Consider the following 18207-nt stretch of genomic DNA (forward strand, 5'->3'; position numbering starts at 1 on the left):
TTAATGAGCAAATTATATCTTTTCTTAGCTTTTTTAATTACTTCTGTTTCTTTTTCACAAAGTATTCGTTTTGATGGATTTATTCAAGACGAACAAAAAAATCCGTTGGAGATGGCCAATATTATGGCTGTAAATACAGCTACAAAAGCAATGGACTCTTACGGAATTACCAATGATAAAGGAAAATTCCAGCTGACTTTAAAACCGAATACTGTTTATACAATCAAAGTTAGTTACCTCGGAATGAAATCGAAAGAAATCGCCGTAACAACTAAAGCTGAAAACATGAACCAGAATATTGTGTTGGATGGAGCAGGAATTGAATTGGAAGGTGTTGAAATTGTACGCGAAATGCCCGTTTCTATAAAAGGAGATACGATTGTTTATAACGCAGATTCTTTTAAATCAGGAACTGAAAAAAAATTGGAAGATGTCTTGAAAAAACTACCTGGCGTTGAGGTAAATGCCGACGGAGAAATTGAAGTGGAAGGAAAAAAAGTCAGTAAATTGATGGTTGAAGGAAAAGATTTTTTTGACGGAGATACTAAATTAGGCGTAAAAAATATTCCCGCAGATGCCATTGATAAAATCCAAGTTCTTAGAAATTATAATGAAGTCAGTGCATTAAAAGGTCTGGAAAACGATCAAGACAATGTGGCGATGAATATTAAACTAAAAGATGGAAAGAAGAACTTTTGGTTTGGAGATGTTACCGCAGGAATTGGCGTTGGAGAATTAGACAGCCGTTATATAATTAACCCAAAACTATTTTATTACAGTCCGAAATACAGCATCAATTTAATTACCAATTTTAATAATATTGGAGAATTACCTTTAACGGCACAGGATTATTTTAAGTTCACCGGAGGATTCAAAAATCTAATGAAAAAAGGTGGAAGCAGTTTTAATGTTTCGTCAAACGATTTAGGAATTTCATTGCTTCGAAATAATCGCGCTAAAGAAATTGAAACAAAATTTGGCGCAACAAACTTTGCTTATTCAGTCAATAAAGCTTGGAATATCAGTGGTTTCGGAATTCTTTCTACTTCAAAAACAGAATTAGAAACCAAATCTCAGACTACATTTTTAAATTCTGGAAATCAGGAAAAAAGAGACGAAAATACAAGTCAAAAGAATAACTTGGGACTTTTCAAATTAAGTTCGACTTACAAACCAAACGATAAATTTCAGTTTGATTATGATATCTTAACCAAGTTGACCAAACAAGAAGAATTTTCAGATTTATTTAGAGAACAGATTGTACAGAACCAATCTACTCCAGAAACTATTTTTACAACAAAAAAGCAAGATCCAACTTCGATTAATCAGAACTTGAGTTTGTATTACACGCAAAGCGATAAAAATATTTTTGCTTTTGAAATGCAGCATTTGTACCAAGACGAGAATCCTTTTTACAATGCCAATCTGGAGACGCTTCCTTTTCGTTTGTCAGGATTTGTTAAACAAGATCGAAATGATTACAATCAAAATCGTTTTGTAAAAACCAATAAACTAGATGCTAAACTGGATTACTATTATATGGTAACGCCAAAAAGCAATATCAATATTACTTTAGGAAATACGTATTCGTATCAAAACTTCAATTCTCATATTTTCCAAATATTGGATAACGGAACACGAAATGATTTGAATGATTCGGCGAATAACAATGATGTAGATTATAGATTTAATGATGCTTTTCTAGGCTTTCATTATAAAATCTTAGCGGGAAAATTTACTTTAACACCAGGAGTCAGCCTGCATTCTTACCAAATGACAAACGGACAATTAGGAAGCGATTATTCTCAAAGTTTTACCAAATTACTGCCGGATTTCTTTGCTTTATATCAAATTAAAAAATCAGAAACATTGACTTATAATTTCTCATTAACCAATGATTTTACAGATGTTAATCAGTTGGCAGCAGGTTATGTTTTGTCCAATTACAGCAATTTGTTTCATGGAAATCGATTTTTAGAAAATGCCACTTCGCAAGTGCATTCGCTTCGTTATTTCAAGTATAATATGTTCAATTTTGAAAATATTTTTGCCAATGCAACTTACACGAGAAAAGTAGATGCTATTAAAACGAAAGCAGATTTTGATGGAATTAACCAATCTTCAGTTCCATACAATTCAAATTTAGCCGATGAAACTTTTTCTGGAATGGGATCTTATGGACGTTCGTTTTTAAAAAATTACAAAGCATCGGCAAGTGCGAGTATCAACTGGTCAAAGTTCAATAATATTCAAGATAACGAATTGAGAACAACCGAAAGTTTTGTGCAGAGTTACACCGTAAAAGCATCAACAAATTATAAAAAACTCCCGAATATCGAATTTGGGTACAATCTTTTGGTGAATAAATACAGCGGTTCTACCTTTTATACCGATAAACCATTTGCTCGATTAGATTACTATTTCTTAGATAGTTTTTCGTTTGTTTCGGAGTATGAATTTTACCATTATTACAACGGAGATAAAACGGTCGATAATGAATATGATTTCTTAAGTGCCAGTTTAATTTATCAAAAGAAAAACAGTAAATGGGAGTATAAAATTTCGGCAACCAACTTGTTAAATACAAGATATTTGAACGATGATAATTTTACGCAATTCTCTACAAGAGTTTCTCAATATACCGTACAGCCCCGATACATCATCTTTTCGATGAAATATAATTTATAGTAATAGAATTGGTTTAATTTTATAAATAAGGTGTTTATTTAAATAAGAATGGAATATCTTTACATGAATATTAACAGCCAAATTTTTATATTATGCGCAATTTTATTTGGAGTTTATTGCTATTTACTTCGGCAATTTCTATGTCTTTTTCTCAAGAAAATAATGAAAAAGGAACCTATTTATCTACAAACAAAGGCCAGAAAATCAAATTAAATTTATTGGATGGTAATAAATATGAACTTGTATTTTATTCAGGTGACTATGAGGTAAAAGGAGATTCATTGCTGTTTGCTAAAAACACAGCTGCAGCAACTAATTTTGATCTTTCTTTTAAAGTAGATAAAAAAGCTAAAAGCATAAAAGTAAAATTCTTAGATCCTTCGTACTATTCCTTTTATATAGGAACTCAAAAAGGTAAAGAAGAAATTAAATACCAAAGAATTTCAGACATTAAAACGAAGATAGATCCAGAATGGAAGGAAACTGATCTTACTTTTGAAATTGAAAAAGCAGACTTTTTATATTTAGTATTTGAAGATAATTACAACCCAACGACGGTTAATAAATATGCATTGCCAAAAGATGTTTCTGAAATAACAATTGGTTATGAATTGGCAGTTTTGGGAGATTTGAAAATTTCAGGATTTTTTGATAGAAAAACCAATCAATTGATAATCTCTGAAAAATCAGGATTAAATCCTTTAGTTTTTACTAATGAAAAAGATCCTCAGCCAGCAGCCAAAACTTCAAAAGTTACTCCTCTAGAAAGTTTGTCTATTGCAAATTGGACTTATCCAGGTAAAGAAAATGTTTTGGTGAACGAAGATTTTGGGACAGGACTTGTTGCAAAAGATAGTGTTGTGGTTGCCGTTGAAGATGTAGCAACTCCAGCTTATACACAATATGATTTTAAATTAAAAATTGAAAATAATCTGAACAAAGCCATTTCGGCGACTAAAGAATCAAACAATAATAAGTTTTTAGGAGTTTATGTCAATAGTAAAAAAGAAGCAAAAGAGAGTTTTGATTTATTTATAAAAGATCAAGAAACTCAAGCAGGATATAGTATGTACAATGCTTATAATCCTGTTTACGATGTTTTTAATTATTATTTGGCTGGAGCCGATGATAAAAAATGGCTCAAAAACAATAAAATAACAAATGATCCAAGCGTATTGGTATTGAACGGTCAAGGCAATATACTAGCAGTTGCAAAATCTGATTTAGAAGCTCAGAAATATCAATTTAGTTATTATGGTGATTTTTATCGCAAACTTCTGCGAACAGATGCTTTTTTAGCAATGAATACTGTTTTAAAGAATAAAAAAGCAGGTGATGCCGATATAATTAAGGCTTTTAATAAAGCAGCAATGCTCGAAGCTTCTTATGACTACGATTCAGAAGATGTAGTAACAGATCCTAATTCAACAGAATTTGTATTCACAAAAACACCTTTAGACAAAAAAGAAGTTGCCGCAAGTTGGAAAAAATTAATTGAAGCTCATCAAAAAGATACTAAATCAGATATGTATTTGGTTGAAACAATTGTAAAGGAAATCAAAAACCAAGGATTTACAAAACAGCTTTTTAATGAAGATAAAATTTTAAACGACACCGATTTCTTGGCGATAGACTATTTGCTTAAACATTCTGATGATATAGAAAACAAACGTGCAGAGTTCAATAGTATAGTAGGACAACTTCATAATGTTGGAAGTCCAGTTACTGAAATTTCAAATGCGTTACAGTTAAACCTTTATGCATCTCAAGATGGAGTTACAGGAAATATCAATAAAGAAAAAGTCAATTCTATTTATAAAAAGATAATTGCGTCTGGTAAAGGTAATTTTGATGCTTACCGCAATTATTTTGATTATTTAGGTCAGGTTGAAGACAAAGATGGTTCTAACACAACTTTCTTAAAAGAGTTCAATACCTATTTTGATAATACTTTGGCTGGAACAAGTCCAATTGAAAAATTAGACGCCATTTTTGCAGGATTAGATTCTAGTTCAAGTTATTCTTATGACGGATGGAATATGTTTAAAGAATATCATTCTAACCTAGCAAATACTGCAGCGTGGACTGTAGTGTTGAAACCTCAGAATTCTAACTTTTTAAAAGATGCTATCAAATGGTCTGAATATAGTTTGGTTGTTACTAAAAACAATCCGTATTATTTAGATACTTTGGCGCAGTTGTATTATAAAGACGGGCAAAAGCAAAAAGCAATCGAAACTCAGACTTTAGCAGTGAAATATTTATCTGGTGTGACTGAAGAAGAAACTGCGACTGAAATTAAAGACACGTTAGCAAAAATGCAAAACGGAACATATTAATAAGACTAAGTTCTAAAAGCAAAAAGCCGATTTCTAATTTAAGAAATCGGCTTTTTTATGTTTAGCTAACTAAGATATCTAACAATCTAAGTTAGTCTATAAGTCTAGATTTACAATCCAAATGCAGCTTTTACTTGGTCAACAAAATCAAGTTTTTCCCATGTAAACAACTCAACAGTAACCGTTTTTTCGTTTCCGCCTGGAGCAGAGAAAGTTTTAGTTACAGTTTCTGGTTTACGTCCCATGTGTCCGTAAGCAGCAGTTTCGCTGTAGATAGGGTTTCTTAATTTTAAACGCTGCTCGATAAAGTAAGGACGCATATCGAAGATAGCTTCTACTTTTTTAGCGATTTCACCGTTTGTTAAGTTTACTTTTGAAGTTCCGTAAGTTTCAATGAAAATTCCCATTGGCTCAGCAACTCCAATTGCATAAGAAACCTGAACTAAGATTTCATCAGCAACACCTGCAGCAACTAAGTTTTTAGCGATATGACGTGTAGCATAAGCAGCACTTCTATCTACTTTACTTGGATCTTTTCCAGAGAATGCACCACCACCGTGAGCACCTTTTCCACCGTAAGTATCAACGATGATTTTTCTTCCTGTTAAACCAGTATCTCCGTGAGGTCCTCCAATAACGAATTTTCCTGTTGGGTTAATATGGTAGTTGATTTTATCGTTGAATAAATGAGCGTGCTCTGGGTTTTTAGCGATAATTCTTGGAATCAAGATTTCGATAATATCTTTTTTGATTTTAGCAAGCATTGCAGCTTCTTCATCAAAATCGTCATGTTGTGTTGAGATAACAATTGCATCAATACGAGTCGGTTTGTTATCGTCGCTGTATTCTAAAGTTACTTGAGATTTAGCATCTGGACGTAAATAAGTGATTTCTTTGTTTTCACGTCTTAAAATAGCTAACTCTTGTAATAATTTATGAGATAAATCAAGTGCCAAAGGCATGAAGTTTTCAGTTTCGTTTGTAGCGTAACCAAACATCATTCCTTGGTCTCCAGCACCTTGCTCTTCTGGCTTCGCTCTGTCAACCCCTTGATTAATGTCTGCAGACTGCTCGTGAATTGCAGAAAGAATTCCACAAGAATTCGCTTCAAACATATATTCACTTTTAGTATATCCAATTTTACGGATTACCTCACGTGCAATTTGTTGTACATCAAGATAAGTATTCGATTTTACTTCACCTGCTAAAATTACCTGACCTGTAGTAACTAATGTTTCACAAGCTACTTTTGAATCAGCATCAAATGCCAGAAAGTTATCAATTAAAGCATCCGAAATTTGATCTGCAACTTTGTCTGGATGCCCTTCACTAACAGATTCTGACGTAAATAAATAAGCCATAATAATTTATTAAATTAACATTAAGCGAGGAAAAAGTAATTGCTGAAAGTGCTAAAGGAGAGTTCCTGCTTTAGCATTTTTTACTACTGAAATCTATCTTTCAGTATTCATAACGAACCATTTCATTATGAAGAGGTTGCAATCAGTTCAAATTTTTCCTCTGTATTCGGGTGCAAAGGTATAAAACCATTTTGATTTGCAAATTAAAGTTCAACTTTTTTTATTTTTTACAACAGAAATTTAACAAAAACATACTAGATTGATAGGGTAATAGAAATTATTTTGGTTTTTGTTTGGTCGATTAAAAAATAGTTCGCACATTTGCTTCGTTAAAATAACAGAAAGAAATGAAATTTACAATTTGCAATATGATGTCTTGTAAGATGCCGGAGTTATCCGCAGAGACTCTATTGTAGTTTTTTTTCAACAACATATATAGAACCTCTGCAGACCGCAGAGGTTTTTTTTGTTCAAAAAAGAAAGCTGTAAGATTTTTTTTAAGCCAAAAACAACTAATTAATCAGTTAAAAAAATGAAAAAAAATGTACTAATCGTTTTAGGTCTTTTTACATTTTCAGGTATTTATGCTCAGGACAATAAAAAAGAGCAGGATACTTTAAAGAGTAATGAATTAACAGAAGTAACAGTTATTGGATCTAGAAGTAAAAACAGAGTAAAAACAGATGTGCCGGTTCCGGTTGATGTTTTTAACGTGGGCGAAATAACAAAAGGTGCGCCGCAAACCAGCGTAACTCAAATATTAAACTATGTTGCGCCTTCGTTTACAAGTAACGCAACATCAACAGCAGATGCAACAGATCACGTTGATCCAGCGCAATTAAGAGGATTAGGACCAGATCAGGTTTTAATTTTAGTAAACGGAAAAAGAAGACACACAAGTGCTTTAGTTAATATAAACGGATCGCCAGGAAGAGGTTCTGTTGGAACAGATTTAAATGCGATTCCGTCTTTTGCAATAGAAAGAATTGAAGTTTTAAGAGATGGAGCTGCGGCTCAATACGGTTCTGATGCAATTGCCGGAGTAATTAATATTGTATTAAAAAAGAACGCTGACTTTCTTACTGGAGGAATTCAATACGGAACTAATTTGTCATCTGGATCTAATAATTTCGAAGGAGGAGCAGACGGGCAAACTGTTCAAGTCGATTTAAATTACGGAACTTCATTAGGAAAACCTGGAAGTTTCTTCAATATTACAGGAACTGCCGTTACAAGACAAGCAACAAGCAGAGCAGGAATTAGAAACAACGGTATTTTTAATGCCTATAATGCTGTTGAAAATAGAGCAGCACAAAATGGAGTTGAAATAAATTCATTATTCAGCAACATTAATACGACTGGAAACTCGGCACAAATTATTAGTTCATTACAACAATATGCGCCTCAAGTGAGCTATTTTACAGCAGCACAGCAAACTGCAATCGCATCTGCAACAACAATTGCGCAAATGCAGACAGCTTTGAATTTTGATGTTACTAATAATGAATTAGCCTACAGAGGACAGCAAAGAAGTGACTATAATATGAGTGTTGGCCAGTCAGAACTTGCTTCTGGTCAGGCATTTTATAATGCAAAATATCCTTTATCTGAAAGTACTTCTTTGTACTCTTTTGGTGGAGTGTCGTATAGAAATGGAAAATCGTATGCGTTTAACAGACTTCCAAATGGTTCTGGAACTTTTACGCAAGTGTATCAAAATGGATTTTTGCCAGAAATAGAATCAGATATATTAGATGCTTCTGCAGCGGTTGGCGTAAACACAGAATTATTTGGTTTTGATACCGATTTAAGTACAAACCTTGGAACAAACTCATTTAAATATGATGTAAACAATACTATTAATGCAACTCTTGGAACAAATTCTCCTTTTAGTTTCGATGCCGGTAAAGTTTCGTTTTTACAAAGTACAACCAATTTAGACTTTAGTAAAAAATACGATGTTCTTTCAGGATTAAACGTTGCTTTTGGCGGGGAATTCAGATATGAAAATTACCAAATTAAACAAGGAGATGAAGCTTCTTACGGCTTATATGATGTAAACGGAAATTTAGTAACGGGAATTTTACCAAGCACTTCTCCTTTAATAGTTACTGATTTCTTTGGAAACAAACGTGGAGCAGGAGCGCAGGGATTTTCAGGTTTCCAGCCTTCGGATGCTAAAGAAAGAGATAGAAAAAGTGGTGCAGGATATATTGATTTAGAATTGAATGCAACAGAAAAATGGCTCGTAAATGGAGCTGCACGTTATGAAAATTATTCAGATTTTGGAAGTACAGTTACTTTTAAACTAGCCTCTCTTTTAAAATTGACAGATAATATTAATTGGAGAATTTCTGGACAAACAGGTTTTAGAGCGCCTTCATTACAGCAAAAGTATTTTGAAGCAAGTTCAACACAATTCATCAATGGTTCGCCATATCAAGTAGGTTATTTTACAAACGATTCGCAGGCAGCCAAAAGTATTGGTGTAGAAAACCTAAAGCCAGAGAAATCAAAAAGCATCAGTACAGGATTTACATTTAAAATTCCTGAAGCTAACATAACCATTGCTACTGATGCTTATTTTACAAGAATCAATGATCGCGTTGTATTGTCGGGACAATATGCAAGACCAACAGATGCGCAAATTGCTGCCGCTACATCTCCAACGCAGGCAGAAGCGTTGACATTGTTCCAACAGGCATTTGATTTGAAAGGTGTAGAAAGAGCTTCGTTCTGGACAAACGGAATCGACTCTGAAACTAAAGGAATTGATTTGGTAATATCTCAAAAATATGATGTTATTCAGGATTTCGTAATCAGAAATGATTTTGCTTTGAGTTACAATGAAACCAAAAGAGTTGGAGATTTACACATTCCGCAATCAATAATTGATGCAGGAGGAGATCCATATATTTATTCTTTCTTTCCAGAATCAAGCCGAATTTATTTAGAAGAAGCCATTCCGAAATTAAAAGCAAACCTGATGACAACTTTTAGCATCAAAAAACTAGATATTTATTTAAGAAACAGCTACTTCGGAAAAGTTACAGATCCAGGAGCAACAGATGTGAATCTTGACGGATCAGCTTCTGTATACGAGCATCCAGAATACAGTGCAAAATTAGTAACAGATTTATCTTTCGGATATCAGATTAACGAACATTTTAGAGCGACTGTTGGATTTAATAATATAGGAGACGTTTATCCAGATAGAAACAATCCGGCAACTCCAGCTTTTACAAATACAACTCCAACTTTATCTCCAGCGCCAAGTACAGACTTGACCAATGCAAATCAGTTTGCTTATTCAAGAGCAGTTTCTCAATTTGGATTGAACGGAAGATTTGGTTTTGCACGTTTAAGCTTTAAATTTTAAGAATTCAGAATTTATGCCGCAGATTAATCAAATTAAAAGGTTTGTTTAATCATTTTAATTCTCTAATCTGTGGCTAAATTGGAGACATTTTCTAGAATAATTGTATATATAATAAGTGATTATAAAAATTTAATAATAAAAATCGAATTTTAATTTGGTAGTTAAAAAAATATTACTACATTTACTCTATCGAATTAGTCGAATTAAAAAAACAAGCCAATTTAAAAAATGAAAGCAATAGCAAGAAGAAATATGATGTGTTGTGGAATGATGCAAATGTGCATCCCGACTTGCTGTTGCCAAAAGTGAAAGATAAAATCTTTGTTATAGTTAGAACTATAAGCCCTTTTGGTAGCCATCCGAAAGGGCTTTTTTCATTTCAACATTTTAAATTTTAAATCATGAATACACTAGATATAAATACAATTGCATTTCAATACTTATTGAGAACAGATTCTCAAAAAAATAATAATAAAGTTGAAGAAACAACGAGTGATACTTTAAAGTATAACCCGGAACAATATTTAAAAACTCACAAATCAGTACTGTTTCACATGTACGCACTTGAAGAAGAAGGAGAAGATTTTTTTATTTAAGTCATTTCAAAACTTAATTACAATATAAACGTATAACAATACCTAAAAAAACTAAGAAATCATGAGTACACAAAAATTTGCAACAAACGCATTACACGCAGGACACGATGTTACTAAAAACGGAAGCACAAGAGCAGTGCCAATTTACCAGACATCATCGTATGTATTTAACAATTCAGATCACGCTGCCAATTTATTTGGTCTTGCCGAAGCTGGATTTATTTATACAAGATTAAATAATCCGACAAACGACGTTTTAGAACAGCGTCTGGCAGCACTTGAAGGCGGAATCGGAGCGGTAGTAACAGCATCTGGAGCATCGGCAATTTCTACAACATTATTGACTTTGCTAAAAGCTGGAGATCATATAGTAGCATCAAACAGTTTATATGGAGGAACTTATAATCTGCTGAAAGTTACATTACCAAGATTAGGAATTACAACAACATTTGTAGATCCTTCAAAACCAGAAAATTTTACCAAAGCGGCAAAAGAAAATACAAGAGCTTTTTTTGTTGAATCTCTGGGAAATCCAAAATTAGATGTTTTAGATTTAAAAGGAATTTCGGCAGAAGCCAAAGCATTTAAAGTGCCATTTATAGTAGACAATACAGTTGCGACACCTTACTTATTGAACCCAATTAAATATGGTGCCGATATTGTAATTCACTCCTTAACTAAATATATCGCTGGAAACGGAACTTCTTTAGGAGGCGTTATCATTGATGCTGGAAATTTTGACTGGGCAAACGGAAAATTCCCTGAATTTACCGAACCGTCTGCAGGTTACCACGGATTAGTATATCACGAAGCTTTAGGAAATGCGGCTTTTATTGCAAAAGCGCGAATTGAAGGACTGCGTGATTTTGGTTCTGCTTTGAGTCCATTTAATGCTTTTCAGATTATTCAAGGATTAGAAACACTTCCAATCCGAATCAAGAAACATAGTGAGAATGCTTTGGCTTTGGCCGAATGGTTAGAGAAACAAGATGAGGTCGTGTGGGTAAATTATCCAGGTTTAAAATCGAATAAATATTACGATTTAGCCCAAGAATATTTGCCACAAGGCCAAAGCGGAATCATTACTTTTGGATTAAAAGGTGGTTTTGATGCTGCTAAAAAAGTTGTAGATAATACAAAATTATTCTCTTTACTAGCCAATATTGGCGACACTAAATCGCTGATTATTCACCCGGCAAGTACCACACATCAGCAGTTAACAGATGAAGAACAAATCGAAACAGGAGTTTCAAAAGATTTGGTTCGTCTGTCTGTGGGAATTGAAGATATTGAAGATTTAATTGCAGATCTGCAAACTGTTTTTGAGAGTGTTTCGCTATCACAATACAGTATTAATAAAAATTAGGTTTTTTTGTTTTTTGTTTGAAAGATTGCCTTTAGTGATTGGTTATTGCTAAAGGTAATTTTTTATGAAAAGCATCATTATAAAAATTCAACCATATAAGTGATATAAGTTCATTTAGTAAAATGCACCACAGTGCGTCTAGCAATTTAACGCAAAGAAAATTAAATGAACTTATATCACTTATATGGCTAAAAAACAAAATAGTAGAAATTATGTCAAAGCTTAAAATAAACATTATCCTTTTTGGAATTGGAAATATCGGAAGTACTTTGATTAATCAGATTATTGAAAGTCAGGACTTTTTTCTTGAAAGTAAAAACGTAGATTTTCATTTTCCTATTATAACCAATTCTACAGTGGCCTTTTTCGAGAAAGAAGGTGTTGGTTATGCTTGGGAAACCAATTTTAGACAATTGGCTGTTCCTTTTAAAGTAGAAGATATTATTGAATTTGCTAAAGAAAATGAATTCGAAAACTTGATTGCTGTAGATGCAACAGCCAGTGATGAATTGGTGAAACATTATAATACGCTTATCAAAAACGGATTTAATATTGTGGCTGTCAATAAAAAAGCAAACACACTGCCGATAGACTTGTACAAAGAGCTGCGATCAAATCTTAAAAAGTATGACAAAGAGTTTTTGTATGAAACATCTGTCGATACAGGGATTCCGGTTTTGCAGACTTTAAGAGATTTGTATTATTCGGGAGAAAAAATCACCAAGATTCGAGGAGTATTTTCAGATAATTTGAGTTACGTGTTTAATAGATTTTCTTCTGAAGATGTTTCGTTTTCATCCGTTTTAAAAGATGCAAGTCTTTTGGGATTAATGAAATCAACATTCAAGGAAGATTTATCTGGAAACGACACGGCAAGAAAACTTCTAATATTGGCAAGAGAAGTGGGCAAAGATTTCAATTTCTCAGATATTCAAATACATCCTTTTATTACAGAAAATCATCTGGAACAAAATGGAGTGCTGAATAAAGAAGCAGTTGACAAATCATTTAAAATAGCAAAAATAACACAGTCTGATAACCATGTACTTCGTTATGTGGGCGAATTTGATTTTGAGAAAAATAAGCTGGAAGTCAAATTGATTTCAGAACCTGCACATTCTGCAATTGGACAATTAAAGGGCTCGGATACCATTTTTGAAATTTATACACAATCTTACGCACAGGTTCCAATTGTAATCCAAAGTGCATCGCCGTGCAAACAGGCAATTTCGAGAGGAATTATAACCGATATTTTGAAAGTAGCGGAAAGAATTAGAAATAAAGAGGCCGTTTGGTCTTAAAAACTTCGTAGAAAATAAAAAATATAACTAATGTTCTTTGATAAACTGATTCGTTAAGGAAGTTTAGAAAGCTTTAAAACTGCTTATTGATCAATTTTTTATAGTCTTTTTCTGTAAATTATTTTTGTAAGATGTTTTTCGACGTAAAAAAATCACTTTTTAACGTATTTTGTAATTAAATTCTTGAATTTTATTTGTTTAATAAAAATAATAGTTGCATATTTGTTATACCCAAAAACTACTACAATCAAATGAACTTAAAAGTCAACAAAATGTTTTGCGCCATTTCGGTTATAACCGAGGCTGGGTTGTCTATTGCTTAAAAAATTGTAAGAATACAATATATAGTAAAGCCTCCCAAAACATATTGGGAGGCTTTTTAATTTTACACAAAAATGCAGAATTTAAATAAAATACAATATAAATCACAGATGAATAAATCCTTACAGATGAACAAGATGTTTGCTGTCGCGCTTATTTGCGTGAACGTCTGTTGATACTAAAAGAATAAATGAGTTTAAAAAACTTAACCCTTTTGGTATCTGAAATTCCAAAAGGGTTTTTTTATTCCTGAAAGCGATTTAACATAAACATAAAAAAGAAATAAAGATTATAAAACGCAACTAAACTAAAACTTAATATCATGAGCACATTGAACTACTTAGCAAAAACGATTTCTACTTTGAAAAACAAAAGAACGAAAAGAAATAATCCGCCGCCGCCAGCAAACGAATTGGCTCACCCAAGGTTCGGAATTACTGAAACGGATAAAAATACCGAAAAAATAACACCAAATTCTTTGTTGTTTTTGATGTATTCAAAAGAAAATGAAACGCTTTTTATCTAAATTAAAAAGCATCGCAAAATAGGCTTCGGCCTGCTTAATTTTACTGGGCATTTCTGTTCGGTAAATTTTTGCGTATAATAGTTTTTGCTGCAATATGTTTATGAAATTTAGCAAACAGTTTCGATAAAATTTGTTTGTTAAAGAAATTAGTAGTTAATTTGCACTCGTTAAGTTCAAAAAAGTATTGAAATGTTATAAAGAAAGGACGAGGGATTAGACCCGATGAATCCTTAGCAACCCTTCGTTAATTCGAAGAAGGTGCTGCATTCTACCACGCCCAACGTGGAAAGATAACAACAAGAATTTTTCTAGTTTATACTAGTTTTTTCTTTCTAATATTTCCAGATACAAATCAGATAATACAACAGATTTGAAATTGGAAAATATACCAAACCCTATTAGCATACAAAATTTCACCACAGAAAATGGTGCGCTTTATCATACACTGCCTTTAAGTTTTACTATTGCTGGTCAGCCTTTGCATAGTGCGCCTATTGTTTTGGTAAATCATGCCTTGACAGGAAACGCCCAAGTTACTGGCGAGAATGGCTGGTGGAATAACTTAATTGGCGAAGGTAAAACCATTGATACTGCTGTCTATACCATTTTAGCTTTTGATATTCCAGGAAATGGAAGCAATTCTTTCCTAATCGAAAATTATCTAGATTTTACTGCCAGAGACATTGCCCGAATTTTTATTGAAGGACTAAAAGATTTAAATATTGAAAAGCTTTATGCTATAATTGGAGGCTCAGTTGGAGGCGGAATTGCTTGGGAAATCTTAGCTTTAGAACCAAATATCACAGAACATCTTATCCCAATTGCAAGCGATTGGAAATCGACAGACTGGCTTATTGCCAATTGCTTCCTGCAAGAACAAATTCTCAATAATTCTTCAAAGCCAATCGAAGATGCGAGAATACACGCCATGTTGTGTTATCGTTCGCCAGAATCATTCAAAGAAAAATTTCAGCGTACCATCAATCAAGATCTTTTGATTTTTAATATCGAAAGCTGGCTGGCGCATCACGGAAAAAAATTGCAGCAAAGATTTCAGTTAGCTTCTTATAAATTAATGAATCAGCTGCTTAAAACAATTGATATTACTAGAAATAGTGAAAGTTTTGAAAACTTACTGTCACAATCAAATGCATCAATTCATATAGTAGGAATTAATTCGGATTTGTTTTTTACAGCAAAAGAAAACGTAGAAACCTACGAAGAATTGAAGAAATTTAAAGACAATGTTTTCTACAGCGAAATTGATTCGGTTCACGGACATGACGCTTTTTTAATCGAGTACAAACAATTAGATCATTTACTTGCCGACATTTTTAAGGCAGAAACAATAAAAAAATAAAATGAAAGTATTAAAATTTGGAGGTAAATCATTAGCAAACGGAGAAGGACTTAACAAAGTTGTTTCAATCATTTCGGATAAAGTAAATCAAGGTGAAAAAATTACAGTTGTAGTTTCTGCACGCGGAAACGCAACAGATGAATTAGAATTTATTTTAAGCATTGCTGCTAAAAATGGCAGTTATAAAGAATTATTAGAGAATTTTAAAAAATATCAAATATCAGATTATCCGCATGTAGATTTTTCGGAAGAATTTAATGTTTTAGATAAACTTTTTGAAGGAGTAAGTCTAATTGGCGATTACAGTAAAAAAATCAAAGATCAGATTCTATCAAAAGGAGAATTGCTTTCGGCTAAATTATTGACTGCTATTTTAGTGGAAAAAGGAATTCCGGCCAATTTTGTAGATTCAAGAGAACTGCTGAAAACCGATTCTAAATTTGGTGATGCACAGCCTCTAGAACAGCTTTCAAAGAAAAACGTAGTAAATTATTTTAAAGAACATAACGGCGAAACGGTTAATATAGTTACAGGCTTCATTGGTTCCAACAACAACAACGACACAACTACTTTAGGTAGAAACGGCAGTAACTATACCGCTTCGTTAATCGCTAATTATTTAAATGCCGAAGAACTTCAAAACTTTACACACGTAGACGGAATCTACACGGCAAATCCAGATTTAGTTGCAGATGCTAAAAAAATCGAATATTTGTCTTTTAACGAAGCAAATGAGCTGGCTAATTTTGGAGCAACAATTCTGCATGCCAAAACGATAATTCCGTTATTAGAAAAAAATATTCCGCTTCGTATTTTAAATACTTTCAATCACGAAAACCGCGGAACATTAATTACATCCGATTCTGCCAAAGAAGGAATTAAAACACTTTCTGTTTTAGAAAATGTTTCTCTTGTGAATTTGGAAGGACGCGGATTACTTGGAAAAGCTGGAGTAGATGCCCGTATTTTTAAGGTAATGGGCGATCATAATATCAGTGTTAGTATTATTTCGCAAGGATCTTCAGAAAGAGGAATTGGCTTAGTTGTAGCAACAGATAAAGCGACAACTGCAGTTGTAGAATTAGAAAAAGAATTTGAAAATGACTTTTATTCGAAAGACGTAAATCAAATTACAGTTACAGATAATGTATCAGTAATCTCGATTATCGGACAAGATTTAAGTACATTCCATAAACCATATACAGCCTTAATCAAAAATAAAATTGTTCCGATTTTGTTTAACAACACTGTTACAGGTAAAAACGTGAGTTTGGTTGTTAAAAAAGAAGAATTAAACAAAGCCTTAAACGTAATTCACGGAGAAATTTTTGGTGTTTCTAAGAAAATAAACATCGCGATTTTTGGCCACGGATTAGTAGGAGGGACTTTAATTAACCAAATCTTAGAATCGGCTGCAGCAATTGAAAAACGTAAAGATGTTAAGCTGAATGTTTTTGCTATTGCAAACTCAAAAAAGCTGCTTTTAAATAAATATGGTGTAACTGCAAACTGGAAAAATGAAATTGAAACCAAAGGCGAGGCATATACTATAAAAGATATTATTGCTTACGCAAATGAACATCATTTAGAAAACTTAATTGCGATCGATAACACGGCAAGTGCGCCTTTCGTAGAAAACTATATTCCGCTTGTAGAAAGCAGTTTCGATTTGATTTCTTCGAATAAAGTAGCGAATACATTAAGCTATGGCTTTTATAAAGAATTGAGAAAAGCTTTAACTGAAAACCAAAAGAATTATTTGTATGAAACCAATGTTGGTGCAGGATTACCATTAATTGATACGATTAAATTACTGCATCTTTCAGGGGAAAACATCACAAAAATTAAAGGTGTTTTCTCGGGAACATTGAGTTATTTATTCAATAATTTCTCTGCGAAAGATGCTCCGTTTAGTGAAATCCTGCAGGAAGCAATTGATAACGGATACACAGAGCCAGATCCGCGTGAGGATTTATGCGGCAATGACGTTGGAAGAAAATTATTGATTTTGGCTAGAGAATTAGATTTACAAAACGAATTTGAAGAAATCTCTATTCAGAATCTTATTCCAGAGCATTTACGTGAAGGAAGTGCAGCTGATTTCTTGACGAAATTAAAAGAATTTGATCCGATTTACGCTAAAATAAAAGCAGACCAACAGCCAAATCATGTACTAAGATATATCGGCGAATTGTCTGGCGATTTACAAAATGACAAAGGAAATCTAGAAGTTAAATTAGTTTCAGTACTTTCGGATACAGCCTTAGGCGGACTAAAAGGTTCTGATTCTTTCTTTGAAATTTACACAGAATCTTACGGAGATCGCCCAATCGTTATTCAGGGAGCTGGTGCAGGTTCTGCGGTAACGGCAAGAGGAGTATTTGGAGATATTTTGAGATTGTCAGATAAAGGGTAATACGATTTTAGATTGAAGATTTTAGACTTGAGATTTTAGATTTACAAGGCTATAACAAAACAAAAAAAATAACAACACAATGAAAGTAACCTTAAACAGAGTAAATGACGCATTTCATTTTAAACTAAAAAATGAACGCGGACATATAGTTGACGTTGACAGCAGAGCCGAATTCGGCGGAAGCGATTTAGGAGCTAGTCCAATGGAGCTTGTATTAATGGGCGTTGCAGGATGCAGTGCAATTGATATGATTTCAATTTTAAAGAAGCAGCGTCAGGAAATCACTTCTTTTAATGCTGAGGTTGAAGGAACAAGAGTTCAAATCGAAGAAGCAAAACCTTTTAAAGAAATCGATGTGGTTTTTTATTTAGAAGGAGAAATCAATCCTGAAAAAGCAAAAAAGGCGGCACAGCTTTCTTTCGAGAAATACTGTTCGGTTGCCAAAACAGTTGAGCCAACAGCAGCTATTAAATATAAAGTCGTTTTAAACAACGAAGAATTAAGTTAATTAAATTAGTCAATTTGAGAATTAGATAATTCTCAGTTAGCTGAAA

General features: G+C 33.0%; 11 protein-coding genes and 1 riboswitch. Of the genes, 10 read left to right on the forward strand and 1 reads right to left on the reverse strand.

Features of this window, described 5'->3' with window-relative positions; translation table 11 throughout:
- Nucleotides 1-3 precede the first annotated feature (3 nt).
- Both QMG60_RS06800 and QMG60_RS06805 read left to right on the forward strand, forming a co-directional pair.
- A complete protein-coding gene (locus QMG60_RS06800; protein WP_281867282.1) occupies nt 4-2688 on the forward strand; it encodes a carboxypeptidase-like regulatory domain-containing protein in 2685 nt (894 codons plus the stop codon).
- A 92-nt stretch (nt 2689-2780) separates the two neighbouring features.
- Nucleotides 2781-5027 carry a hypothetical protein gene (locus QMG60_RS06805; RefSeq protein WP_281867283.1) on the forward strand — a complete coding sequence of 749 codons (2247 nt, stop codon included), beginning with the start codon at nt 2781-2783 and terminating at the stop codon, nt 5025-5027.
- 110 nt (nt 5028-5137) lie between these two features.
- Here the strand turns inward: QMG60_RS06805 and metK are convergent, their stop codons facing one another.
- Nucleotides 5138-6388: a methionine adenosyltransferase gene (gene metK / locus QMG60_RS06810; RefSeq protein ID WP_057117586.1), complete on the reverse strand. Its 1251-nt coding sequence runs from the start codon at nt 6386-6388 to the stop codon at nt 5138-5140.
- A gap of 532 nt (nt 6389-6920) precedes the next feature.
- Between metK and QMG60_RS06815 the strand changes: the two genes are divergently transcribed.
- The 8 genes from QMG60_RS06815 (at nt 6921) to QMG60_RS06850 (ending at nt 18161) form a co-directional block, all read left to right on the forward strand.
- Nucleotides 6921-9767 (forward strand): TonB-dependent receptor, encoded by a 2847-nt coding sequence (locus QMG60_RS06815; protein ID WP_281867284.1) that lies wholly within the window; start codon nt 6921-6923, stop codon nt 9765-9767.
- A gap of 401 nt (nt 9768-10168) precedes the next feature.
- Nucleotides 10169-10363, forward strand: coding sequence for a hypothetical protein (locus QMG60_RS06820; protein WP_281867285.1), 195 nt, complete (start codon nt 10169-10171; stop codon nt 10361-10363).
- Nucleotides 10364-10424: 61 nt separating this feature from the next.
- Nucleotides 10425-11729, forward strand: a complete 1305-nt coding sequence (locus QMG60_RS06825) for an O-acetylhomoserine aminocarboxypropyltransferase/cysteine synthase family protein (protein WP_281867286.1) — start codon at nt 10425-10427, stop codon at nt 11727-11729.
- A gap of 212 nt (nt 11730-11941) precedes the next feature.
- Entirely contained in the window at nt 11942-13030 is a 1089-nt protein-coding gene (locus QMG60_RS06830) for an aspartate kinase (protein ID WP_281867287.1), read from the forward strand.
- Between the two features lie 643 nt (nt 13031-13673).
- Nucleotides 13674-13877 carry a hypothetical protein gene (locus tag QMG60_RS06835; protein WP_057117582.1) on the forward strand — a complete coding sequence of 68 codons (204 nt, stop codon included), beginning with the start codon at nt 13674-13676 and terminating at the stop codon, nt 13875-13877.
- 189 nt (nt 13878-14066) lie between these two features.
- A riboswitch (SAM riboswitch) is annotated at nt 14067-14174 on the forward strand.
- A 79-nt stretch (nt 14175-14253) separates the two neighbouring features.
- Nucleotides 14254-15237, forward strand: a complete 984-nt coding sequence (locus QMG60_RS06840; RefSeq protein ID WP_281867288.1) for an alpha/beta fold hydrolase — start codon at nt 14254-14256, stop codon at nt 15235-15237.
- Between the two features lies 1 nt (nt 15238).
- A complete protein-coding gene (thrA, locus tag QMG60_RS06845) occupies nt 15239-17653 on the forward strand; it encodes a bifunctional aspartate kinase/homoserine dehydrogenase I (RefSeq protein ID WP_281867289.1) in 2415 nt (804 codons plus the stop codon).
- Between the two features lie 79 nt (nt 17654-17732).
- The gene (locus QMG60_RS06850) at nt 17733-18161 is read left to right on the forward strand and encodes an OsmC family protein (protein ID WP_281867290.1); all 429 of its coding nucleotides are present in this window, start codon (nt 17733-17735) and stop codon (nt 18159-18161) included.
- The last annotated feature ends 46 nt before the right edge of the window (nt 18162-18207 follow it).

Origin of the sequence: Flavobacterium sp. GSB-24, from assembly GCF_027924665.1 — a bacterium.
Lineage (GTDB): Bacteria > Bacteroidota > Bacteroidia > Flavobacteriales > Flavobacteriaceae > Flavobacterium.